We start from the raw sequence: 22,891 nt of genomic DNA on the forward strand, positions 1-22,891 counted from the left end.
CCGTCCCGGTGTGCTCGTGCGGTCATCTGAGCACTATGCCAAGTTCCGCGCCCCCTCAGCTACCTCGGGCCGCGGGCCGGTCCGAGGGCTCCGGCGCGGGCGCGCACCTGATCGAGGGCGTCCCGGCGCCGCAGCGCCCGCGAGACGGCGCCGATCTCGCGCAGCAGCCGGGCGGTGTCGACGCCGCCGGAGCCGTCGTCGCCCCGCTGGTCGCGGCGGTGCTCGACGGCGTCCAGCAGGGCGACCGCGGCGGCGAGGGCGGAGGCCCGCTCGGGCGGGTGGCCGAGGGCGAGCGCGGCGTCCTGGGCGCGCGAGCGCAGGTCCTCGTCGAGGTGGCGGGCGAGCGGCAGCAGGACGTCGCGGATGAACGTCTCGCGCCGGATGAGCCGCAGTTCGGGCGCGGCGCGCAGGAGGCGGGGCACCCCGGAGCCGTGCACGGACCGCAGCAGCTGGTACAGCGGGGCCAGTTCGCGGTGCGCGAGCCGCACCCGCCAGCGGTCCTGCAGGTACTGGCCGATGTGCGGCAGGATGAAACCGACCGCGATCAGCACCGCGGACAGCCCCGCGACCGGCGGCGCCGCCTTGGTGGACAGCCAGTCCAGGTCGTGCCCGCCCCAGCGGGCGGCGACGGCGGTGAGCTTGAGGGCGTCGAAGACGAGGTTCATCGCGTAGCCGCCGCCGAGGAAGACCAGTCCCCAGCGCAGCCAGCCGTCGAGGCCGTCGGTGCGCACCCAGTTCCACAGCAGCCGCGAGGTGATCAGTACGGCCACGCAGTGCGCGAGCAGGTAGAGCAGGATCTCCTCGCGCATGAACGGCGTGGTGGCGTAGTAGGTGTCGAGGTCGCGCAGCCGCTCCACGGGCACGTCGGCGAGCGCGAACAGCAGCCACAGGGCGACGATGACCGCGCCGTAGGAGGTGACGACGAGGCGGCGGGCGCGGCGGGTGGTCGGCGAGCGCTCGGAGGGTCCGTTGCGCCAGGCGATGATCAGCAGCAGGCAGGAGCCGCAGAACGCGGTGAGCAGCGAGTACACCAGGGGCGCCGCGATGTTGGGCACGCCGGTGACGCGGTTGGTCCAGGCGATGGTGGACGGCGCGACGAACACGAACACCGCGCAGGCCAGCAGGAGCAGTCCGCCGACCGCGCGCAGCAGCGGGTCCTTCCACAGCCGCACGATGGTGGGCAGCTTGACCGCCAGCGCGGAGGCCAGCACGAGCGTCGGGATCCACCAGAACGAGGTGTAGAAGTCGGTGACGAACGCCGACGGGGACAGCGCCAGCCTCACCGCGGGTTCCGCCCGGGGTGGCCGAGGGCGCGCTGCACGGGGCCGGCGGGGCGGGCCTGCGCGGGGCCGGTGAGCAGGTCCCGGCACAGCGCGGCGAGCCGGTGCCCGAAGTCGTCGGCCTCGGCCTCGTCACGGGAGCGGGACCAGGAGCCGTCGCGGGCGGCGGCGCCGAGCGCGTGGTCCGGCCAGCCGGGCCGCCCGGCCAGCGCGCGGGCCGCGGCGGCACCGGAGACCTGGTGCCGGTGCCCGGCGTGCAGATGCCACAACTCGTGACCGAGGACGACCAGTTGCTGCACCTCCTCGGCGCGTTCCTCGACGATGACCAGGTCGAAGTCCTGGAACTCCACCCACAGTCCGGTGACGCCGATGCCGTCCGGGAAGCGCTCGAAGCGCAGTTCCACCGGGCGGCCGCCGCGCCGTTGCGCCATCGCCGCGCACAGCGCCCGGCACAGGGCGCGCACCTCGCCCGGCGGCTCGCCCGCGCGGCGGACGGCGGCGGTGAGCGAGGCCGCGAGGGCACGCAGGGAGGTGGGCCGCGAGCGCCGCAGCCGGGCCACGATCTCCATTCCGCCTCCTTCCGCCGCCGCGTCACGGGCTGTTCGAGCCTACGGGGCCGGGCGTGTCCGCGTCACGCGATCCAGGGCGCCCGATCACGGAGCGGGGTGATCTCTTTTCCGCGAGCGGGCTGTGAGTCGTGTCCGAACCATTGACGCGCCGACGCTGCGACCCTACGGTCCCGTTCGAAGTTACGAGCGTCATTCGAAATGCCGAACGTACGGGGTCGGCTTTCCGGGTGACGCCCGGGCAATCGGATGCGGGTGGCGCTGCGGGCACCGGGCACGGCACCCCCGAGAACGTAAGGGCAGGCAATGGGACGACCTGGCCTGAATCGCAGGCATCTTCTGGCCACCGCGGGCGGCCTGGCCGTCGCGGGCGGCTTCGGCTTCGCGGCCCTCGGCACGGGCGCCGACGCCCTCGCCGCCGGCGACCGCACCCGCGTGCGCTACTGGAACCTCTTCAGTGGCGGCGACGGCTCCAACATGATCACCATGCTGGACGCCTTCCGGAAGGCCAACCCCGGCATCGCGGTCAAGGACTCCACCCTCCAGTGGGGCAACCCCTTCTACACCAAGCTCGCCATGGCCGCCGCCGGCAACCGCGCCCCCGACCTCGGCGTCATGCACCTGGGCCGGGTGGCGGGCTTCTCACCCGGGCGCCTCCTCGACCCCTGGGACGTGGACCTGCTCGCCCGCTACGGCGTCCGCAAGGAGGACTACAACCCCGCGCTGTGGAACCGCGGCGTCATCGACGGCAAGCTCTACGCCCTCCCGCTCGACATCCACGTCCAGCTCTGCTTCTACCGCAAGGACGTGCTGAGGAAGGCCGGCCTGCTCGGCGACGACGGCCGGATGATCCCGGTGACGTCCACCGACGAGTGGTTCGACGTCCTGAAGAAGGCCAAGGCCGCCCAGAAGAAGGGCCTGCAGACCATCGGCCTGTGGACCAACGACCAGAACTTCCAGTGGTGGTTCTTCGTCGCCTTCTACACCCAGCTCGGCGGCCGGTGGTTCGACGACACCCGCACCGAGGTCCTCTTCGACGCCGGCAAAGCCACCCGGGTCCTGGAGTTCCTGCGCCGGCACGTCACCGACGGGTACGTCGTCCCCGGCGCGCCGACCGGGGAACAGTTCGTCAACGGCGCCCCCTTCACCTGGGAGGGCAACTGGTCCGTGCCCGTCTTCACCGGCGCCGGACTCGACTACGGCGCGACCCCGCTGCCACCCGTCTTCGGCAGGCCGGCCACCCACGCCGAGTCCCACGCGTTCGTCCTGCCCCACCAGTCCGGCCGCGGCGGCGCCACCAACGACGGCGCGCACCGCCTCGCCGCCTACGTCGTCACCCACGCCCTGCAGTGGGCGGCCGGCGGCCACATCCCCGCCTACACGCCGACCCTGTCCACCCCGGCGTACCAAAGGCTCACCCCGCAGAACGAGTACGTGAACGCCATGGACCACCAGGCCACCGAGCCAAAGGTGTGGTTCGCCGGCTCCACCGGCGTCCTGGCCCAGGACCTCGGCCCGATCGTCGTCTCCTCGACGATGGGCTCCGCCCGGCCCGAGGCCGCCGCCCGGCGGATGAAGGACCGTCTCGCCAGGCTCCTCGCCGCGAAGAACCCGATGGACGGCCACACCGCCGCGCAAGGAGGTGCCGTCGCATGACGACGACCAGTGCCGGAACCGTCATCGCACCGTCCCGCGTGAAGACCGCGGCCGCCGGCGCCACCGTGCGCCGCAAACAGGGCCTGCAGCACGGCGGCTGGTTCGTCGCCCCCTTCCTCGCGCTCTTCGCGCTGTTCGTGATCTGGCCGCTGCTGCGCGGCGTCTACCTCAGCCTCACCGACGCCAACATCTCCGGCGAGGGCGCGCGCTTCATCGGCCTCGGCAACTACCGCGAGGCGCTGCACGACGCCGCGATGTGGGACGCGCTCGGCCACAGCGCCTACTTCACCCTGCTCGTCGTCCCCTGCATCACCGTTCTCGCCTTCCTCCTCGCGATGCTCGCCCACCACATCGAGCGCGGGAAGTGGCTGTGGCGGCTGTGCTTCTTCGCCCCGTTCCTGCTGCCGTCGACGGTCGCCGGCAACATGTGGCAGTGGCTGTTCACCCAGGGGATCGGCCTGTTCAACGAGACGTTCGGGCTGGACACGCCCTGGCTGACCGACAAGTCGTACGCCATGCTCGCCCTCGTCGTCGAGACGCTGTGGTGGACGGTCGGCTTCTCCTTCCTGCTCTACCTCGCCGCCCTGCAGGGCATCCCCGGCCACCTCTACGAGGCCGCCAAGCTCGACGGCGCCAACGCCTGGCACCGCATGGTCCACATCACCCTGCCGATGCTGCGCCACATCACCGGCCTCGTCGTCGCGCTCCAGATCCTCGCCTCGCTGCAGCTCTTCGACCAGGCCGTCGTGATGATGGACTTCGGGCCCGGACCGGAGCTCAGCACCAGGTCGTTCGTGCAGTACACCCTCGAACAGGGCTTCACCAGCTACCGCGTGGGCTACGCCTCCGCGATGTCCATCATCTTCTTCGTGCTCATCGCGGCCGTCGCGCTCACGCGGATGTGGCTGCTGCGCACCCGTGAGGAGGGCGGCCGATGACCACCGCCGAGACCACCGCACGCACCGCACCCACCGTCATGACGAGGGCCCGCAGGCCATGGACGCCCAGCCAGATCGTCCTCACCCTGCTCGGCGTCGCCGCCTCCGCTCTCTTCGTGGCCCCCATCGCCGCCGCCCTGTTCACCTCGCTCAAGTCCGAGGCGGAGGCGGCCGAGATCCCGCCGCACTGGCTGCCGAAGGTCTGGACGGCCCAGGCCTGGAAGGCCCTGTGGCGGACCGGCAACATCACCGACTGGTTCGTGAACTCCCTCGTCGTCTCCGTCTGCGTCACCGCCGTCGTGCTGCTGGTGAGCGCCCTGGCCGGATACGGCTTCGCCCGCACCGAGTTCCGCGGCAAGTCCGTCCTGATGGGCGTCGTCATGGCCGGCCTGATGATCTCCCCGGCCGTCCTCGGCGTACCGCTGTTCACCACCGTCCAGCAGATGGGGATGGTCGACACCTACTGGGGCATGATCCTGCCGCAGTGCGCGCCCGCCGCGATGGTCTACATCCTCTACAAGTTCTTCCAGGGCGTCCCGCGCGAACTGGAGGAGGCCGCGTTCATCGACGGCGCCGGCCGCTGGCGGGTCTTCTTCACCGTCGTCCTGCCGCTGTCGCGCTCCTCGCTCGCCGCGGTCGGCATCTTCACCTTCATCGCCTCGTGGAACAACTTCCTGTGGCCCTACATGGTCACCAACAACCCCGACCTGATGACCATGCCGAACGGCATCGCGACCGTCATGAACTCCTACGGCATCCAGTGGGCCCAGCTCATGGCCGGCGGCCTGATGGCCGGCCTGCCGCTCATCGTCGTCTTCGTCTTCTTCCAGCGCCAGATCGTGGCGGGTGTCGCGCACACCGGCCTCGCCGGCCAGTGAACCCCGTACAGGAGCCGCCCCTTGAAGCCCATCCGACGCGCGACGGTCGCCGTCGCCGCCGTCCTCGCCCTGCTCCCGGCCACGGCGCACGCGGACACCGCCTACCCCGACCCGCGGCCGATCACCGGGCAGCAGATCATCCACGACCCCACCGTCGCGCGCCTGCAGTCCGGCGGCTACGTCGCCTACTCCACCGGCGGTGTCCTCGGCGCCCGCGTCTCGAAGGACATGCGGCAGTGGGACGACGCGGGCAACGCCTTCGCGGCCCCGCCGGGCTGGTGGTACCAGTACAACGACACCGGCGACCCCTGGGCCCCCGACCTCTCCTTCCGCGACGGCCGGTACTGGCTCTACTACGCCGTCTCCTCCTGGGGCACCAACCACTCCGCGATCGGCGTCGCCACCTCGCCCACCGGACTGCCCGGCACCTGGACCGACCACGGCAAGGTCTTCACCTCCGGCAAGAGCGACCCGTACAACGCCATCGACCCGGCCGTGATCCACGCCGAGGGCCGGCTGTGGATGACCTTCGGCTCGTACTGGACCGGCATCCGCATGGTCGAACTCGACCCGGGCACCGGCAAGGCGAAACCCGGCGCCGAGGTCCATCACCTGGCCACCCGACCCGACGCCCCGTACGCCGTCGAAGGCCCGTACATCGTCCGGCACGGCCGCTACTACTACCTCTTCGCCTCCTACGACGCCTGCTGCGCCGGCGTGAACTCCACCTACAAGATCCGCGTCGGCCGCTCCACCTCGGTCACCGGCCCGTACACCGACAGCACCGGCAAGCCCCTGCTGGAGGGCGGCGGCGACCTCCTCCTCGCCGGCCACGGCCGCTACGCCGGCACCGGCGGCGAGTCGGTCTTCCGCGACCGGGGCCAGGACTGGCTGGCGTACCACTACTACGACGCGCAGGACAACGGCACCCCGAAGCTGGGCCTGAACAGGCTGAGCTGGAAATCGGGCTGGCCGGAACTCCGCTAGGGGGTGTCTCGTCGATCACGCCGGATCAGGGAGCGGCGCCTGGTGCCGTGCATCGCAAGGCGGAGGAGGGAGTCGATGCGGAGCATCGGGGACCGACGACAACGCGGCGAGGTGCGGTGCCAGGCGTCGCGAGCCCGGCGTGATCGCCGAGACACCCCCTAGGCGCGCGGGGAACTGCGCGAGCAACCACAAACCACCCGCACCCGCCCACGAAACCGAAACCGCCCTCCCCGAAAGGCACTCCCGTGCACTCCGCCCGATTCACCCTGGACCCCGCCTTCACCATCGGCGAAGTGAACCCCCGAATCTTCGGCTCCTTCGTCGAACACCTGGGCCGCTGCGTCTACACCGGCATCTACGAACCCGACCACCCCACCGCGGACGCCGAAGGCATTCGCACGGACGTCCTGGACCTCGTCCGCGAACTCGGCGTCACCGCCGTCCGCTACCCCGGCGGCAACTTCGTCTCCGGCTACCGCTGGGAGGACTCCGTCGGCCCCGTCGAGGAGCGCCCCCGCCGCCTCGACCTCGCCTGGCACTCCACCGAGACCAACCGCTTCGGCCTGTCCGAGTACATCGCCTTCCTGAAGAAGATCGGCCCGCAGGCCGAGCCGATGATGGCGGTCAACCTGGGCACCCGCGGCGTCGCCGAGGCCCTCCAGCTCCAGGAGTACGCCAACCACCCCGGCGGCACCGCGCTCAGCGACCTGCGCCGGGCGCACGGCGACAAGGACCCCTACGGCATCCGGCTCTGGTGCCTCGGCAACGAGATGGACGGGCCCTGGCAGACCGGCCACAAGACGGCCGCCGAGTACGGCCGGCTCGCCGCCGAGACCGCCCGCGCGATGCGCCAGATCGACCCGTCCGTGGAACTCGTCGCCTGCGGTTCCTCCAGCCAGGCCATGCCCACCTTCGCCGCCTGGGAGGCGGAGGTGCTCCAGGAGACCTACGACCTGGTCGACCACATCTCCCTGCACGCCTACTACGAGCCGATCGACGGCGACGTCGACTCCTTCCTCGCCTCGGCCGTCGACATGGAGTCCTTCATCGAGAACGTGATCGCCACGGCCGACCACGTCGGTGCCCGGCTCAAGTCGAAGAAGAAGATCAACCTCTCCTTCGACGAGTGGAACGTCTGGTACCTCACCCGCTGGCAGGAGCGCGCCAAGACCTTCGACCCCGGCGACTGGCCCGAGGCGCCGCGCCTGCTGGAGGACAACTACAGCGTCACCGACGCCGTCGTCTTCGGCTCCCTGCTCATCGCACTGCTCCGCCACGCGGACCGGGTGACCGTGGCGTGCCTGGCGCAACTGGTCAACGTCATCGCCCCGATCATGACGGAGCCGGGCGGCCCGGCCTGGCGGCAGACGACGTTCTTCCCGTTCGCGCAGGCGTCGCGGTACGGCCGGGGACAGGTGCTGGACGTCCGCGTCGACTCCCCGACGTACCGGACGCAGCGGTACGGCGAGGCCGACCTGCTGCACGCCACCGCGGTGCGCGCCGAGGACGGCACGGTCACCGTCTTCGCGGTCAACCGCGGCCGCACCGAGCCGCTGCCGCTCGAGGTCGCCCTGAACGGCCTGGACCTGACCCGGGTCGTCGAGCACAGCGCCCTCGCCGACGCCGACCCGGACGCCCGCAACACCCTCACCGATCCGGACCGCGTCGTCCCGCACACGGTGGCGGGCACCACCCTGACCGACGGCCGCCTGACAGCCATACTGGAGCCCCTGTCCTGGAACGTCATCCGCCTGGCCTAGGAGCGCCGTTGGCCCCCACCCCGCCGTCCCGCCCCGCCCGCGCGGGCCTCGCCGCGGCCCTGTTGCTGCCGGGCGTCTTCCTCGGGGCGTGCAGCGCCATCGGCGGCGGCGACGGCTGTGGGGGCACGCGGGACGCCCTCATGCGGCTGGCCGCCGAGTCGCCGCTCGACGCGGCGCCCGCCGGTGCCACGGAACCGGCCGGCCGCCGGGGCGTGAGCACGGGCTGCGACGACGACAGCAGCGGCAAGCCGTGGCTGCACGCGGACCGCCGGTACGCCTTCCCCGGCAGCCGCGACGAGGTGATCACCCACTACACCGGCGTGGCCGCCGCGGCGGGCTGGACGTTCGAGCGCGACCCCTCGCCCGACGCGGCGCCCGCCGCCGTGGAAGGCGCCTGCTGGACCAAGACCGACAAGGGCCGCCACCTGCTGCTCGACGTCGACTTCCGCCCCGACGGCTCCTCACCCGCGCCGGCGGCCGGGACGGCCCTGACCTACGAGGTCTCGGTCGGCACCACGTCCGACGGCAGCAACGACGACGGCGAGGCCACCTGCTGGCACTAGGGGTGCTGCGAAAGTGCCGTCTGCCCCGCGACAGGCCCTGGGCGGTGCCTCGCCGCCCCCGCCCGGGCCGCACAATGAACCCATGAGGATCTCGGCGCGGGCGGACTACGCGGTGCGGGCGGTGCTGGAGCTGGCCGTACGGCAGGGCGAGGGCGAGCCCGTGAAGGCGGAGGCGGTCGCCGCGGCGCAGGGCATCCCGCACAAGTTCCTGGAGGGCATCCTCGGCGACCTGCGCCGCGCCGGTGTCGTGGACAGCCGGCGCGGCGGGGGCGGCGGCTACCGGCTGGCCCGGGAGGCGTCCGCGATCACCGTGGCCGACGTGATCCGCGCGGTGGACGGCCCGATCGTCTCGGTGCGCGGCGAACGCCCCACCGGCCTGACGTACACCGGCAGCGCCGAGCCCCTGCTCCCGCTGTGGATCGCCCTGCGCGCCAACGTCCGCAAGATCCTCGAAGGCGTCACGCTCGCCGACATCGCCTCCGACACCCTCCCGGAACCGGTCCGCCGACTGGCGGCGGAACCAGCCGCGTGGGAGAACCCCTGACCGGCACGGCCGCCTGACGGAGTGACGTGACCGCCCCCGGCTACCGGCCGCCGCGGGGCCGACCGGCGGAAGCGACGGCCGAGGGCCCGGCAGCCGCCCGGAGAACCTCGGCGGTGGCTTGGTCGGCGGGCAGGAACGCTTCCAGTCTCAGCTCGGCGAGGGTCACGTCGACGGCGGTGGCGAACGTGGTCACGGTCGTCATCAGACGCAGCTCACCGCGCGAGGACCGCAGCCGCAGCGGAACCGCGAAACCGAGCAGCCCGGCGTCCGGCTCCAGCGCGGGTACGTATCCGGCGAGCTCGGCGCGCAGCTCCGGCAGGTGGCCGAGGCCTGCGAGGACGTGGCGCGCCCATTCGGCGAGGTTGCCGATCCGGGGCGCCAGGCCGTCGGGGTGCAGCGCGAGGCGGTAGACGTTCGTGCCGGGGCCCGTGAGTCCGGGGGCCGCGCCCTCGGTGATCAGGTCGAAGGCGGGGTTCGCGGCGATCAGGTCACCGCCCCGGTCCACCACGATCGCCGGATACGGCAGATGCCCGTGGAGGATGTGGTCGATCGCCGTGCGCACGGGGGCCAGCACCGGGTCGTCGAGTGAGCTCTCCGGGTAGACGGGCGCGTACCCGGCGGCGAGCAGCAGCTCGTTGCGCTCCCGCAGCGGCAGTTCCAGTGACTCGCCCAGGCGTACGACCATGTTCCGGCCGGGGGCGGACCTGCCGGACTCGATGAAGCTGAGATGGCGCTGGGTGGTGCCGGCCCGCAGCGCGAGGTCGAGCTGGCTGAGGCGGCGGCGGTTGCGGTGTGCGCGCAGCGCACCGGGAAAGTCCACGGGCCTGTTGTACCGGCGGCACGGGGCGCCGGACCATTCCCCGCGGGGAATTGTCGTCACTCCGCCCTCTCGCGAGCATCTGCGGCATGGACATCGGTGTACTGCTTCCGACCGGAACGGCCCAGTGGGGCCCGGCCGACGACCCCCGCGAACTGATCACCTTCGGCCGGCAGGCCGAAGACCTCGGCTACTCGTCGCTGTTCGTCAACGACTCCCTGATCAGCCCGCGCATCGAGGCGCTGACGATGCTGGCCGCGCTCGCCCCGGCCACCGCGGGCGTGAGGCTCGGTACGGCGGCGCTGCTGCCGTTCCTGCGCCGCCCGGTCCAGGCCGCGCAGACCCTAGCGTCGATCGACCTGCTGTCGGGCGGGCGGCTCACCGTGGCCGTGGGGGCCGGCTTCCCCGGCCGTTTCGGGCGGCCCCTGTACGCCCTGTCCGAGCTGCCGTGGGAACGGCGCTTCGCCCGCCTGGACGAGACCGTCGCACTGTGGCGGGCCGTGTGGGCCGGCGCGACCTCCTTCCAGGGCGAGATCCTCCGGTTCGCCGAGATCCCGCCGATGACCAGGCCCTTCCGGGCCGGCGGACCGCCCGTCTGGCTCGGCGGCGCGACCCCCGCGGCACTGGCCCGCACCGGCCGGATGTACGACGGCTGGCTGCCCTACCCGCCCGAGGCAGCCGACTACGCGTCCGGCCTCCGCCAGGTCCGGCAGGCGGCGGCCGACGCCCGGCGCGAGGCCGGGGACATCACCCCGGCGCTCTTCGTGACCGTACGGATCGACGACGACGCCGACAGCGGAGGCAAGGCGCTGGACGCCTACGCACGCGCCACCTACGGCATGCCACTGGAGGAACTGCGCACGATCCAGGCCGTGGTCACCGGTACCGCGGAGCAGGTGGCCGAGCGCCTGGCACAGTACGCGGCCGCCGGCGCCCGGCACATCGTCGCCCGCCTCGCCGCCCTGGACCTGCGCTCCCAGCGTGACCAGCTCGAACGGCTCGCGCACGTGATCCCGGTGCTCGGGCGGCCCGAGCGACAAGACCCCTAGCGCCGCCGGGCGTCCGTCAGTGCGCGGGTGAGGGCCTCGTCGCCCTGGCCCAGCAGTGCCTTCTCCAGGCTGTGGTCGTCGCGGCGCGAGATCCGCTCGCCCTCGGCGAAGCCCTCGGTGTCGAGTACCTGACCGCACCACTCCCCGCGGCCCACCACGTGGTCGTCGTACGGGACGACGCCGCCCTCGCCGAGGGCGACCCAGCGTCCCTCGCGCCAACGCAGGGCCAGCACGTAGGTGTGGCCGGGCACGACGCGGGGCGCGTCCCCGGTGAGCACGTCGACCCGGTCGCCGCCGGCCCGTGTGATCCGCCAGCCCGGGGCGACGTAGTCGAGGCGCGCGCCGGGGGAGGGGTGCGAGCGCTCCTTCGACTCGTACGGCACGGACTCGGCCCGCAGGGTGACGGTCCGCTCGACGGCGTACCGGTAGGCGCCCAGGGCGAGTTCGCGCCGCCCGCTCTCCCGCTCGCGCACGGCGTGCCCGACGACCACCACATCGGCGTACTCGACCCAGTCCCGCGCGGTCTCGGACGGATACGGACTGTCCGGAAAACCACAGCCGTTGACGGTGTCCAGGCCCCGCCACCCGACGAGCACGCCCCCGACGACACCGGCGGCGGCGAGGACGGCGACGAGCGGACGCGTGGTGGACGAGGTGAGTAAGCGGTGTCTGCGCACTTGCCGATCTTGGAGTGCCGCCCGGTTCCCGGCTGTGGCGGAAGCCATACCTCCGGCCACAGCCGTGTCACAGCCGGGCCCCACGGATGACCGGACTCCGCTCTTCACACCTCCCTCACATGTCCGGGACAGTCACCTCGACATGGCCACCCCCCACTGAACGGACGGAGAAACCATGGCTGGTGGACTCCTGCTGAGCGGCGCCGTCGCCGCTCTGCTCGCCACCGCGTTACCGGCGGCTCAGCACCCGTCCTCCGGGTTCACCGACCCGCCCCCGGACAAGATCGTCATCAAGGTCGCCACGGTGAACGGCTCCGGCTGCCCCCAGGGCACCACCGCGGTCGCCGTCTCCGAGGACAACACGGCCTTCACCGTGACCTACAGCGACTACCTGGCCCAGGCGGGCGGCGACTCCAACCCCACGGCGTTCCGCAAGAACTGCCAGCTCAACCTCGTCGTCCACGTCCCCCAGGGCTTCACCTACGCCGTCGCCAGCGCCGACTACCGCGGCTTCGCCTCGCTCCAGCAGGGCGCGAACGGCACGCAGAGAGCCTCCTACTACTTCCAGGGCTCGTCCCAGACGGCCTTCCGCACCCACCCCCTCTCCGGCCCCTACAACGACAACTGGCAGGCGACGGACACCACGGACTGGGCCCAACTGGTCTGGGCCCCCTGCGGAGTCCAGCGCAACTTCAACATCAACACAGAGCTGCGCGTGACGGCCGGCACGACGTCCCCCGGCAAGGTCAGCTTCATGACGATGGACTCCACGGACGGTGACATCAGCACGGTGTACCACCTGGCGTGGAAGGAGTGCCCGGCCTCCTGATCCGGCCCGGGCCCCGCAGCCCCGCCTCCCGGGCGGCGGCCGCGGGGCCTCGTCAGCCCGCCTGGCCCCTGCCCGCCGCGTTCAGCCCGCCTGGCCCATGCCCGCCGCGTTCGGCCAGCCCGTCGCCGGGGCCGTCGTCAGGTCGCCCGGCATGCCCGTCGTACCGCGTACCTGCGCCGCCGTGAGGCCGCCGCGGGCCGGTACCCCCGGCGGCGTCGGCAGGGGCTGCGGTTCGGGCCAGGGCTGGGCCGGCGGGAGCGGGACACCGCCGCCGTTGGTCTGGCCGACCAGGCGGTCCACCGCCGCCGTGCCCGAGCTGTAGCTGGTCCCGTTGCCCAGCTCGGGCACGGCGGCCTCCCTCCTGGACGTCCCGTAGAGCACCTGTTCCAGGCCGGACACCAGGCGACGCACGTCCACCTGGGGGCGCACCACGAGCCGCAGGAAGCGGCTGGACGAACCGATCTTGTTGCCGCACTCGCGGACCAGGATCCGGTGCTCGGTGAGCAGCCGGTCGCGGACCACCGTGCCCTCGGCGCCCACGGGCAGCCGGACGAAGAGGAAGTTGCCCTGGGAGGGGTAGACCGTCAGGCCGGGCAGGGCGGACAGCGCGGCCGTCATCTCCAGGCGGTCGCGGCGCACCTGCTGCAGGCTCTGCGCGTACTCCGTGCCGTGGTCGCGGAGCATGAACACCACGTGCTCGGCGAAGGAGTTGAGGTTCCACTTCGGCAGCGCCGCGCGCACCTTGCCGGCCAGCGCCGGGTTGGCGACCAGATAGCCGAAGCGGACGCCGTGCAGGCCGAAGTTCTTGCCGAGGCTGCGCAGGACGACCACGTTCGGGCGCAGGACGGCCTCCTGCGCGAGGGACGGGTCCGCCTCCGCGTCCGCGAACTCCAGGAAGCTCTCGTCGACGACGATCAGGTCCAGGTCCGCCATCGCGTCCAGGAACTGCACCAGCGCCTGCTTGTGCTGGTAGCCGCCGTCGGGGTTGTTCGGGTTGCAGATCACCGCAACGCGGGTGCCGCGGGCGCGGATGAAGTCGGCGTAGCGGGCCAGGTCGAGGGCGAAGCCGCTCGCCTCCTGCAGCGGGAACATGTCGACGCGCTTGCCGGTCTCCATCGGCTGGTCGGTCCAGCGGCCGAAGGTGGGGACCGGGACGGCGAGGGACTCGCGCACCAGCAGATGGTCGATCCAGGTGATCAGCTCGGTCGAGCCGTTGCCCATCGCCACGCAGCTCGGGGGCAGCTGCAGCAGCGAGCACAGTTCCGCGGTGACGGTCTCCGCGCTGCTCGGGTAGTACGTGACGATCTCGCGCAGCCGGGCCGCCAGCTCGTCGAACATCGCCGGGGTGGGGAAGTACGGGTTGCACGGGATGCAGAAGTCCACCGGGCCCGCCCCGTCGCTCTCCCGCGTCAGCGCCGCCATCGAGGGGCTGTGCGCGGCGGCGCTGCGGAACAGCGAGGTGACGTTGTCTGCCAAGGCGGCCTCCGGTACTCGGGCGGCCCGTGCGGGGGAGCACGGGCCGCCCGTGTATACGCGGGCCGGTGGGGCGCCGTTCAACTCCGGTGCCCCGACGCCTGGTTCAGGCGGAGAAGCGGTGGATCGTCCGGGTGCGGTACGTCTCGCCGGGGCGCAGCACCGTGGAAGGGAACGCCGGCTGGTTGGGGGAGTCCGGGAAGTGCTGTGTCTCCAGGCACAGCGCGTCGCCCTGCCGGTAGGTGCGCCCGGAGGTGCCGGTGAGGGTGCCGTCGAGGAAGTTGCCGGAGTAGAACTGCAGGCCCGGCTGGTCGGTGGCGATCTTCAGGGTGCGGCCGGAGGCGGGGTCGCGCAGGGTCGCCACGTGCTCGGGTCGGGCGGTGATCCCCTTGTCCAGGACCCAGTTGTGGTCGAAGCCCTTGGCGAGGATCTGCTGCGGGTGGCCGGCCCGGATGTCCCGGCCGACCGGCTTGGCGCGGCGGAAGTCGAAGGGGGTGCCCGCGACCTTCGCCAGCTCGCCGGTGGGGATCAGGCCCGCGTCGGTGGGGGTGTAGCGGGAGGCGGCGATCTGCAGCTCGTGGTCCTCGATGCTGCCGCTGCCCTCCCCGGCCAGGTTCCAGTAGACGTGGCTGGTGAGGTTGACGACGGTGGCCTTGTCGGTGGTGGCCTCGTAGTCGATGATCCAGTCGCCGTCCCGGGTCAGGGTGTACGTCACGGTCACCCGCAGCGTGCCCGGGTAGCCCATCTCGCCGTCGACGCTGGTGTAGTGCAGCCGCAGCCCGACGTCGGAGCCGGAGGCGAACGGCTCGACGTCCCACACCCGCTTGTCGAAGCCCTTGGCGCCGCCGTGCAGGCTGTTCTCGCCGTCGTTGACGGACAGCTGGTAGGCGGTGCCGTCCAGGGTGAAGCGGCCCTTGCCGATGCGGTTGCCGTAGCGGCCGATGAGGGCGCCGAAGTACGGGCTGGACTTCACGTAGTCGTCGAGGTTGTCGAAGCCCAGCGAGACGTTGGTGCAGCGCCCGCGCCGGTCGGGGATCTCCAGCGACTGGAGCACCCCGCCGTAGGACAGTACCTTCATGCGGGTGCCGCCGTTCTCCAGCGTCCAGCGGTGGACCTTCGTGCCGTCGGCGAGCGTGCCGAAGTGCTCCCGGCGGGGCCGTGACGAAGCCCCGTGCCCGGCGGCCTCGGCCGTGCCGCCGAGGGTCGTCGCGGCGAGGCCCGCCGCCGCTGCCGAAGCGATGACCGTGCGTCTGTTCAGTTCCATTGGTGCGGCTCCTTGACCAGGATCCCGAAAGGAGAGGGCCCCGCTCACCGGCGGGGCCCTCGCTGACTCACGAACCGGACTTGCGCTTGTTCCACACGTCGAACCCGACCGCCGCCAGCAGGGCGAAGCCCTTGATGACCTGCTGCCAGTCGGTGCCGACGCTCAGGAGGTTCATGCCGTTGTTCAGCACGCCGAGGACGAGACCGCCGATGATCGCGCCGAGGACGGTGCCCACACCGCCGCTCATGGACGCGCCGCCGATGAACGCCGAGGCGATCGCCTCGAGTTCGTAGTTCAGGCCCGCCTTCGGGGAGGCCGCGTTCAGCCGGGCGGCGATCGCCAGCCCCGCCAGGGCCGCGAGCGCGCCCATGTTCAGGAAGACGAAGAAGGTGACCTTCTTGTCCTTCACACCCGACAGCTTGGCCGCCGGAAGGTTGCCGCCGATGGCGTAGATGTGCCGGCCGAACACCGAGTTGCGCATCACGTAGCCGTAGCCGACGACCAGCGCGCCCAGGATCAGCAGGACGATCGGGGCGCCCTTGTAGCTGGCGAGCAGCATGGTGACGACGAGGATCGCGGCGACGATGGCGACCAGCTTCAGCAGGAAGAGGTTGCGCGGCACCACGTCGAGGGAGAACTCCTGCTGGCGCCTGCGGTCGCGGACCTCCTGGACGACCGTGAAGACGATCAGCGCGAGGCCCAGCAGCAGGGTGATGTTGTGGTAGTTGGTGTGCGGGCCGGTCTCCGGCAGGAAGCCGTTGCCGATCTTCTGCAGGCCGTTCGGGAACGGGCCGAGGGTCTGCCCCTTCAGCAGGATCTCGGTGAACCCGCGGAAGATCAGCATGCCGGCGAGGGTGACGATGAACGACGGTATGCCGAGGTAGGCGATGAAGTAGCCCTGCACCGCGCCGGCCACCGCGCCCGCCAGCAGGCACAGCACCACGGCCACGGGCCACGCCACATGGTGTTCCACCGTCAGCACGGCCGCGAAGGCGCCCACGAACGCGGTGACCGAGCCGACCGACAGGTCGATGTGCCCGGCGATGATCACCAGCATCATGCCGATCGCGAGGACCAGCACATAGCTGTTCTGCAGGACCAGGTTGGAGACGTTGCGCGGCAGCAGCAGGTCGCCGTCGGTCCAGACCGCGAAGACGGCGACGATCAGGCCGAGCGCGAGCAGCATGCCGTACTGCCGCATGTTGCGGCGCAGGCCGCCGGCCACCAGCTGCAGCAGGTTCTCGCCGGCCGCGCCCCTGCCGCCGCCCGGCGGCGCGGCGACCGGGCTCTTGTCGGTCAGTTCGGTGCTCATCGCGTTACCTCTTTGTCCTGGGTGTCCTTCGTCATCCGGCGCATCAGCACTTCCTGCGTGGCCTCGGCCCGCGGCACCTCGCCGGTGAGCCGCCCGGCGGCCATGGTGTAGATCCGGTCGCACATGCCGAGCAGTTCGGGCAGCTCGGAGGAGATGAACACGACCGCCTTGCCCTGCGCGGCCAGCTGGTCGATGACCGTGTAGATCTCGTACTTGGCGCCCACGTCGATGCCGCGCGTGGGCTCGTCCAGGATCAGCACGTCCGGACCGGCGAAGATCCACTTGCTGAGGACGACCTTCTGCTGGTTGCCGCCGGACAGCTTGCCCACCGGTTCGAAGACGGTCGGCGCCTTGATGTTCATCGACTTGCGGAAGCCCTCGGCGACCTGCCGCTCCTCGTGCTCGTCGACCACGCCCCGCTTGGCGACCTTCTTCAGCGCGGTGAGCGAGATGTTGCGGTTGATCGTGTCGATCAGGTTCAGGCCGTAGTGCTTGCGGTCCTCGGTGACGTACGCGATGCCGTGCCCGACCGCCTCGGGGACGGTCTTGGTGCGGATCTCCCGGCCGTCCTTGAGCACCGTGCCGCCCGCGTAACGGCCGTAGGTGCGGCCGAAGACGCTCATCGCCAGCTCGGTGCGGCCCGCGCCCATCAGGCCGGCGATTCCGACGATCTCGCCGCGGCGCACCTGGATCGACACGTCGTCGACGACCTTGCGCTGCTGGTCGATCGGGTGCAGCACGGTCCAGTTGCGGATCTCCAGCGCCGGAGCCGCGCCCGCCTGAGCCTCGTGCGGGGTGCGCTCGGGGAAGCGGTTGTCGAGGTCGCGGCCGACCATGCCGCTGATGATCCGGTCCTCGGTGGTGTCCGCCGCCTTCACGTCGAGCGTCTCGATGGAGCGCCCGTCGCGGATGATGGTGACGGAGTCGGCGACCTTGCGGATCTCGTTCAGCTTGTGCGAGATGATGATCGACGTGATGCCCTGGTCCTTCAACTGCAGGATCAGGTCGAGCAGTTTGCCGCTGTCCTCGTCGTTGAGCGCCGCCGTCGGCTCGTCGAGGATGAGCAGCTTCACCTTCTTCGACAGCGCCTTGGCGATCTCCACCAGCTGCTGCTTGCCGACGCCGATGTCCGCGACGCGCGTCTCGGGGTGCTCGTCGAGGCCGACCCGGCGCAGCAGCTCGGTGGCGTGCCGCAGGGTGTCGTTCCAGTTGATCAGTCCGCGCTTGGCGTGCTCGTTGCCGAGGAAGATGTTCTCCGCGATCGACAGGTACGGCACCAGCGCCAGCTCCTGGTGGATGATCACGATGCCGTGCTGCTCGCTGGCCCGGATGTCCTTGAACCGGCAGACCTCCCCCTCGAAGAGGATGTCCCCCTCGTAGCTGCCGTAGGGGTGGACGCCGGAGAGCACCTTCATCAGGGTGGACTTCCCGGCGCCGTTCTCCCCGCAGATGGCGTGGACCTCGCCCTGGCGGACGGTCAGGGTGACGTCGGAGAGCGCCTTGACACCGGGAAAGGTCTTGACGATCGAGCGCATTTCCAGGACGGGTCCCGCCATGGTCGTGCCTTCCAATCCTTGTGGGTGCCCGGTTACTTGAGCTGGTCGGCGGTGTAGTAGCCGCCCGCGACCAGGACCTTGTCGTAGTTGGTCTTGTCGACGCTCACCGGCTGCAGCAGGTAGGCGGGCACGACCTTGGCACCGTTGTCGTAGGTCTTGGTGTCGTTGACCTCGGGCTTCTTGCCCGTCAGCACGGCGTCGACCATGCCGGAGGCGACCTTGGCCAGCTGACGGGTGTCCTTGTAGACGGTCTGCGTCTGCTGCCCGGCGATGATCGACTTCACCGAGGCCAGTTCGGCGTCCTGGCCGGTCAGGACGGGCAGCGGCTTGTTGCCAGAGCCGTAGCCGTCCGACTTCAGCGCCGACAGGATGCCGATGGAGATGCCGTCGTACGGCGAGAGGACGGCGTCGACGCGGGCGCTCTTGTAGGACTTGGTGAGGATGTCGTCCATGCGCCGCTGGGCGGTGGCGCCGTCCCAGCGCAGCGTGGTGACCTGGTTGAGCGCGGTCTGGCCGGAGCGCACGACGAGCTTCTTGCTGTCGATGTACGGCTTGAGCACGCTCATCGCGCCGTTGAAGAAGTACTTGGTGTTGTTGTCGTCGTTGGAGCCGGCGAACAGCTCGATGTTGAAGGGGCCCTTGCCGCTCTTCAGGCCCAGCTTGTCGACGATGTAGTTCGCCTGGAGCTGACCGACCTTCTCGTTGTCGAAGGAGGCGTAGTAGTCGACGTTGGGCGTGCCGAGGATGAGCCGGTCGTAGGCGATGACCGGGATGTTCGCGTCCTTGGCCTGCTGCAGCACGTTGCCGAGGGACTTGTTGTCGATGGCGGCGACGATGAGGGCCTTCACGCCCTGGGTGATGAGGTTCTCGATCTGGGAGACCTGCTGGTCGGGGTCGTCCTCGCCGTAGACCAGCTTGGTCTGGTAGCCCTTGGACTCCAGGTCCTTCTTGACGTTGTTGCCGTCGGCGATCCACCGCTCGGAGGACTTCGTCGGCATCGCGATGCCGATCGTGCCTCCCTTGGCGGACCCCGAGCCCTCCTTGCTGCCGCCCTCGCTGTTCTGGCCGCAGGCGGTCAGGGCGAGGGCGAGCGAGGCGGCTCCGGCTATCGCGGTGAGGGCGGCTCTGCGATTGCGCATGTCATCTTCCTTGATGTCCGAGCACGGCCGGTGGGGCTGTGCGGCAACGCTGGGAGGGGTCAGGTCCCGGGAGACCGGCGAACGGATGTGTGGGATTGTGTTCGGCTGCGTCTGCTTCTGTGAAGAGGGTGCTTCCGAAAATTTATGAACGTGTTTCGAAGCGCCGGAGCTCGCCCGGCAGCCGCGACCCGAGCGGGGCCATGTCGTCCCCGGCCCCGTGCCGGGCGAGCAGATCGAGGGCCAGCCGGCCGCGCCGCACCCGCTCCCGGGCCGTGGCCAGCGTGACGTCCCGCAGGTGGTGGCCGTAGGGGTAGATCCCGGGCGCCTTGGACAGGCCGAACTTCAGGTACAGCGGGGCCCCGCGCCGGATCAGCTCGGCCACCTCGTACATCCGGACATAGCCCCCGAGGTCGTCCGGCGCCTCGATGTACATGTCCATCGGCGCGCCCGACACCCGCCGGATCTCGGTGAGGTGATCCAGCGTCAGATCGCTCGGCACATTGATCGAGTCCGCGCCCAGGTGCTCGTAGACGGCGTAGGAGGCCGGGTTGACGGGGCCGATCAGCGCCGAGACCTTCAGCGTCGTGCCGGCCGGGATGACGCCCTGCTCGCGTGCCCGGTGCAGCGTCCACAGCACGCCCTCGTCGGCCACCAGCAGGCACTGCACGCCCAGTTCGGTGGCGCGCACGGCGTCCTCGACGCAGCCCGCCACGGCGTCGTGGCCGCGGGCGCGCAGCCCGGCCCCGCGCGAGTCGGTGCGGGTGGAGCCGCCGGTGTCCCAGGTGCCGCGCGGACCGGTGAACAGGCACAGCTCGATGTCGCGTTCGGCGGTCGCCTCGACCATCTCGGTGATCTCGGCGTCGGTCAGCATCCACACGCCGCTGCCCTGGCTGATCCGGTGGATCGGCACATCGAGCCGGGAGGCCTCCTTGAGCACCACCGCCAGCGCCTCGGGACCCTCGCACGAGGGGATCTCGGTGCGCCAGCGGCCGCCGCCGGGGAAGGTGTGCGGCGAGGCGTCGGCGGGGTCGAGGTCGGGCGCGCCCAGGCCGAGCGCGGTGAGCGCGGGCTCACCGGGGCGGCGGGCTGCCGGGGCGGAAGCGTCGGTCACAGGTTGTCCTTAAGTCCTGGTGTCCAGAGCCCTGGACGTTCGATATAGCGGACGAGGTTCGCGGCTCAGGGCGTGCGGCGGTGGTGGTACGCCGGTACGGAGACCGTCAGGTCGCCCCCGTACCGGCGTACGTTCACGGGTGGAGGAGGACCTTGCCCACCTTCGGATCGCCCGAACCCACCAGCTCCATGGCGCGCGGGAACTCGGTGAGCGGCAGCTCGTGCGTCACCAGCGGCACCGGGTCCAGCAGCCCCGCGGCGAAGACCCGCACGGTGTGCGCCCAGGCGTCCGGCGGCGCCCCGAAGACGGTGTGCACCTCCAGCTGCCGTACGACGAGATCGGTCGGGTCCAGACCGTCGGCGCCCGGCGCCGGGATGCCGGTCAGCACCAGCCGCCCGCCGCGCCGCAGCAGCGCTGCCGCCGTACGGGCCGCGTCCGCGGACCCGGCGGTCTCGATGACGACGTCGAAGTCCCCGGGCAGCTCCTGGTCCTTGGTGCGAAAGCCGGTCGCGCCGAACTGCCGCGCCAGCGCCTCCCGGTCGGTGCGCGTGCCCACGACCAGCAGCTCGGCCGGCGACCCGGCGCGCAGGAACTGCACGGCGAACATGCCGAGCGTGCCGGTGCCGACCACCGCCACCCGCTCGCCGGGCCGGGCGTTCGCCTTCAGCGCGGCCGCGGCGACGCACGCGGCCGGCTCCAGCAGCGCCGCCGCCGTCAGGTCGGCGTCGTCGGGCAGCACGTGCAGCAGCCGCGCGGGCAGGGTCAGCGTCGGCGCCATCGCGCCGGGCTGGGTGAACCCGGTCTCCTCGTAGCCGGCGGTGCACAGCGTGGTCTCGCCGGCGTGACAGCGGTCGCACACCTGGCAGTTGCGGAAGCCCTCCCCGACCACCTTGCGGCCGGCCAGGCTCGCGGGCACTCCGGGGCCCACGGCCTCGACGGTCCCGGACCACTCGTGGCCCGGCGTGAGCGGGTAACGGACGTACCCCTCGGGCCGGTTGCCCTGGTAGACCTCGCGGTCGCTGCCGCAGATGCCGACGGAGTGCACCCGCACCAGCGCCTCGCCGGCCTGCGGCGCGCGCGGGGTGTGTGCGGCGATGCGGTGCTCGCCGGGCGCCTCGACGACGACGTGGGAGGTCACTTCGTGCCCTTCGGCTGCCGCTTCTCCCAGCCCTCGGCCCACAGGTCGAACCGGGCCTGCTGCTGCGGGAACTCGGCGGCCGCGTCCACGTCCAGCTCGACGCCGAGTCCCGGCGCGTCGGAGAGGTGGAAGTAGCCGTCGACGACCTCGGGTGCGCCCTTGACCACCTTCTTGATCTCCGCGTCGGCGAAGTCGTTGAAGTGCTCCAGGATCTTGAAGTTCGGCGAGGTGAAACCGACCTGGAGGGAGGCCGCGGTGAGCACCGAACCGCCCACGTTGTGCGGGGCGATGAGCATGTAGTGGGTCTCGGCGGTCGCGGCGAGCTTGCGGGTCTCCCAGATGCCGCCGATGTGGCCGAGGTCGGGCTGGATGATGTCGACGGCCTGGCTGTCGAACAGCTCGCGGAACTCGATCCGGTCGTGGATGCGCTCGCCCGTGGCGACCGGGATGTCCACCTTCGCGGTGACCTTCTCCAGCGCCTTGAGGTTCTCCGGCGGCACCGGCTCCTCCAGCCAGGCCGGCTGGAAGGGCGCCATCTCCTTGGCCAGCCGCACCGCGGTGGCGGGGGAGAAGCGGCCGTGCATCTCCAGCATCAGCTCGGTCTCGGGGCCGATCGCGTCCCGCACCGCCTCGATGAGGGAGACCGCGTACAGGGTCTGCTGGTGGTCGAGCTCGAAGTGCCCGGTGCCGAAGGGGTCGATCTTCAGCGCCTTGTAGCCGCGCTCCACGACGCCCTGGGCGGCCTTGTGGTACGCCTCCGGGGTGCGCTCGGTGGTGTACCAGCCGTTGGCGTACGCCTTGACCTTGTCGGTGACCTTGCCGCCGAGCAGCTGCCACACCGGCACGCCGAGCGCCTTGCCCTTGATGTCCCAGCAGGCCATCTCGACGACCGCGATGCCGGACATCACGATCTCGCCGGCGCGTCCGTAGTCGCCGTACTTCATGCGCTTGACGAGGTCCTCGACAGCGAACGGGTCGGAGCCCAGGATGTGATTGGTCTCGGCCTCCTTCAGGTAGCCGAGGAGGGCGTCGGTGTGGCCCAGCATCCGGGTCTCTCCGACTCCGGTGATGCCCTCGTCGGTGTGCACCTGGACGTAGGTCAGGTTGCGCCACGGCGTCCCGACCACGTGCGTGCTGATTCCGGTGATGCGCACGGCAGTTGCCCTTCGCTGTTCGAGATTTCGTCACACGTTCGAAATGCTGGCGTGACAGTAAGGACGCTGAGGTGGCACCGTCAAGGGGTCCAACGGGTAACGGTTTCAAGACGTTGGGTGAGCGGACGCTTGCCTTCCCACACAACCTTCACAGCGGTGCCTAGGAACGTTACCGGCGGCGCACCTAGTCTTCCCGCGTC

The 22,891-nt window shown here is 71.1% G+C and carries 21 protein-coding genes; 9 read left to right on the top strand and 12 right to left on the bottom strand.

Annotated elements, in window-relative coordinates; genetic code table 11:
- Positions 1-59: 59 nt before the first annotated feature.
- Positions 60-1,283 (bottom strand): MAB_1171c family putative transporter, encoded by a 1,224-nt coding sequence (locus ACF1AL_RS02640; RefSeq protein WP_391695062.1) that lies wholly within the window; start codon positions 1,281-1,283, stop codon positions 60-62.
- Positions 1,280-1,849 (bottom strand): toxin-antitoxin system, toxin component family protein, encoded by a 570-nt coding sequence (locus tag ACF1AL_RS02645; RefSeq protein ID WP_366834681.1) that lies wholly within the window; start codon positions 1,847-1,849, stop codon positions 1,280-1,282. Before ACF1AL_RS02645 ends, ACF1AL_RS02640 begins: the two co-directional genes overlap by 4 nt.
- Positions 1,850-2,152: 303 nt before the next feature.
- On the opposite strand from ACF1AL_RS02645, the gene ACF1AL_RS02650 reads away from it, so the two are divergent.
- The 7 genes from ACF1AL_RS02650 to ACF1AL_RS02680 all read left to right on the top strand — a co-directional run bounded on the left by ACF1AL_RS02650 (position 2,153) and on the right by ACF1AL_RS02680 (position 9,172).
- Entirely contained in the window at positions 2,153-3,502 is a 1,350-nt protein-coding gene (locus ACF1AL_RS02650; protein ID WP_391825377.1) for an extracellular solute-binding protein, read from the top strand.
- Entirely contained in the window at positions 3,499-4,440 is a 942-nt protein-coding gene (locus tag ACF1AL_RS02655) for a carbohydrate ABC transporter permease (RefSeq protein WP_391779935.1), read from the top strand. The genes ACF1AL_RS02650 and ACF1AL_RS02655 overlap by 4 nt, the downstream gene beginning before the upstream one ends.
- Positions 4,437-5,318 (top strand): carbohydrate ABC transporter permease, encoded by an 882-nt coding sequence (locus ACF1AL_RS02660; RefSeq protein ID WP_391825378.1) that lies wholly within the window; start codon positions 4,437-4,439, stop codon positions 5,316-5,318. The genes ACF1AL_RS02655 and ACF1AL_RS02660 overlap by 4 nt, the downstream gene beginning before the upstream one ends.
- Positions 5,319-5,339: 21 nt before the next feature.
- Positions 5,340-6,305, top strand: coding sequence for an arabinan endo-1,5-alpha-L-arabinosidase (locus tag ACF1AL_RS02665; protein ID WP_391825379.1), 966 nt, complete (start codon positions 5,340-5,342; stop codon positions 6,303-6,305).
- 245 nt (positions 6,306-6,550) lie between these two features.
- Complete coding sequence (locus ACF1AL_RS02670) at positions 6,551-8,065, top strand: alpha-N-arabinofuranosidase (protein ID WP_391779937.1); 1,515 nt, start codon at positions 6,551-6,553, stop codon at positions 8,063-8,065.
- A gap of 8 nt (positions 8,066-8,073) precedes the next feature.
- Positions 8,074-8,628 carry a hypothetical protein gene (locus ACF1AL_RS02675; RefSeq protein WP_391825380.1) on the top strand — a complete coding sequence of 185 codons (555 nt, stop codon included), beginning with the start codon at positions 8,074-8,076 and terminating at the stop codon, positions 8,626-8,628.
- Positions 8,629-8,710: 82 nt separating this feature from the next.
- Positions 8,711-9,172, top strand: coding sequence for an Rrf2 family transcriptional regulator (locus ACF1AL_RS02680; protein ID WP_366840842.1), 462 nt, complete (start codon positions 8,711-8,713; stop codon positions 9,170-9,172).
- Positions 9,173-9,212: 40 nt separating this feature from the next.
- On the opposite strand, the gene ACF1AL_RS02685 is transcribed toward ACF1AL_RS02680, so the two are convergent.
- Positions 9,213-9,992 (bottom strand): helix-turn-helix domain-containing protein, encoded by a 780-nt coding sequence (locus tag ACF1AL_RS02685; protein ID WP_391819191.1) that lies wholly within the window; start codon positions 9,990-9,992, stop codon positions 9,213-9,215.
- A gap of 86 nt (positions 9,993-10,078) precedes the next feature.
- Here ACF1AL_RS02685 and ACF1AL_RS02690 point away from each other — a divergent pair, with 86 nt between their 5' ends.
- Positions 10,079-11,038: an LLM class flavin-dependent oxidoreductase gene (locus ACF1AL_RS02690; protein WP_391825381.1), complete on the top strand. Its 960-nt coding sequence runs from the start codon at positions 10,079-10,081 to the stop codon at positions 11,036-11,038.
- Here the strand turns inward: ACF1AL_RS02690 and ACF1AL_RS02695 are convergent.
- Positions 11,035-11,715 (bottom strand): hypothetical protein, encoded by a 681-nt coding sequence (locus ACF1AL_RS02695; protein WP_391825382.1) that lies wholly within the window; start codon positions 11,713-11,715, stop codon positions 11,035-11,037. The genes ACF1AL_RS02690 and ACF1AL_RS02695 overlap by 4 nt on opposite strands.
- 175 nt (positions 11,716-11,890) lie before the next feature.
- Here ACF1AL_RS02695 and ACF1AL_RS02700 point away from each other — a divergent pair, with 175 nt between their 5' ends.
- Positions 11,891-12,544, top strand: coding sequence for a DUF4360 domain-containing protein (locus tag ACF1AL_RS02700; protein WP_366840844.1), 654 nt, complete (start codon positions 11,891-11,893; stop codon positions 12,542-12,544).
- An 81-nt stretch (positions 12,545-12,625) separates the two neighbouring features.
- Here the strand turns inward: ACF1AL_RS02700 and ACF1AL_RS02705 are convergent, their stop codons facing one another.
- The 8 genes from ACF1AL_RS02705 to ACF1AL_RS02740 all read right to left on the bottom strand — a co-directional run bounded on the left by ACF1AL_RS02705 (position 12,626) and on the right by ACF1AL_RS02740 (position 22,691).
- Positions 12,626-14,020, bottom strand: a complete 1,395-nt coding sequence (locus ACF1AL_RS02705) for a pyridoxal phosphate-dependent aminotransferase (RefSeq protein ID WP_391695095.1) — start codon at positions 14,018-14,020, stop codon at positions 12,626-12,628.
- Between the two features lie 103 nt (positions 14,021-14,123).
- Entirely contained in the window at positions 14,124-15,281 is a 1,158-nt protein-coding gene (locus ACF1AL_RS02710) for an aldose epimerase family protein (protein ID WP_391825383.1), read from the bottom strand.
- Between the two features lie 67 nt (positions 15,282-15,348).
- Positions 15,349-16,593, bottom strand: coding sequence for a multiple monosaccharide ABC transporter permease (gene mmsB, locus ACF1AL_RS02715; protein ID WP_366840847.1), 1,245 nt, complete (start codon positions 16,591-16,593; stop codon positions 15,349-15,351).
- Positions 16,590-18,149: a multiple monosaccharide ABC transporter ATP-binding protein gene (mmsA, locus tag ACF1AL_RS02720; RefSeq protein WP_366840848.1), complete on the bottom strand. Its 1,560-nt coding sequence runs from the start codon at positions 18,147-18,149 to the stop codon at positions 16,590-16,592. The genes mmsB and mmsA overlap by 4 nt, the downstream gene beginning before the upstream one ends.
- Positions 18,150-18,181: 32 nt before the next feature.
- Positions 18,182-19,288 carry a multiple monosaccharide ABC transporter substrate-binding protein gene (gene chvE, locus ACF1AL_RS02725; protein ID WP_366840849.1) on the bottom strand — a complete coding sequence of 369 codons (1,107 nt, stop codon included), beginning with the start codon at positions 19,286-19,288 and terminating at the stop codon, positions 18,182-18,184.
- A gap of 142 nt (positions 19,289-19,430) precedes the next feature.
- On the bottom strand, positions 19,431-20,399 hold the full coding sequence (locus tag ACF1AL_RS02730; RefSeq protein ID WP_366840850.1) for a hypothetical protein: 969 nt from the start codon (positions 20,397-20,399) through the stop codon (positions 19,431-19,433).
- Positions 20,400-20,532: 133 nt separating this feature from the next.
- Entirely contained in the window at positions 20,533-21,537 is a 1,005-nt protein-coding gene (locus tag ACF1AL_RS02735) for a zinc-binding dehydrogenase (protein WP_391779945.1), read from the bottom strand.
- On the bottom strand, positions 21,534-22,691 hold the full coding sequence (locus ACF1AL_RS02740; protein WP_391819201.1) for a mandelate racemase/muconate lactonizing enzyme family protein: 1,158 nt from the start codon (positions 22,689-22,691) through the stop codon (positions 21,534-21,536). Before ACF1AL_RS02740 ends, ACF1AL_RS02735 begins: the two co-directional genes overlap by 4 nt.
- Positions 22,692-22,891: the final 200 nt, after the last annotated feature.

The sequence above is a fragment of the Streptomyces sp. NPDC014801 genome (assembly GCF_043082085.1).
Lineage (GTDB): Bacteria > Actinomycetota > Actinomycetes > Streptomycetales > Streptomycetaceae > Streptomyces.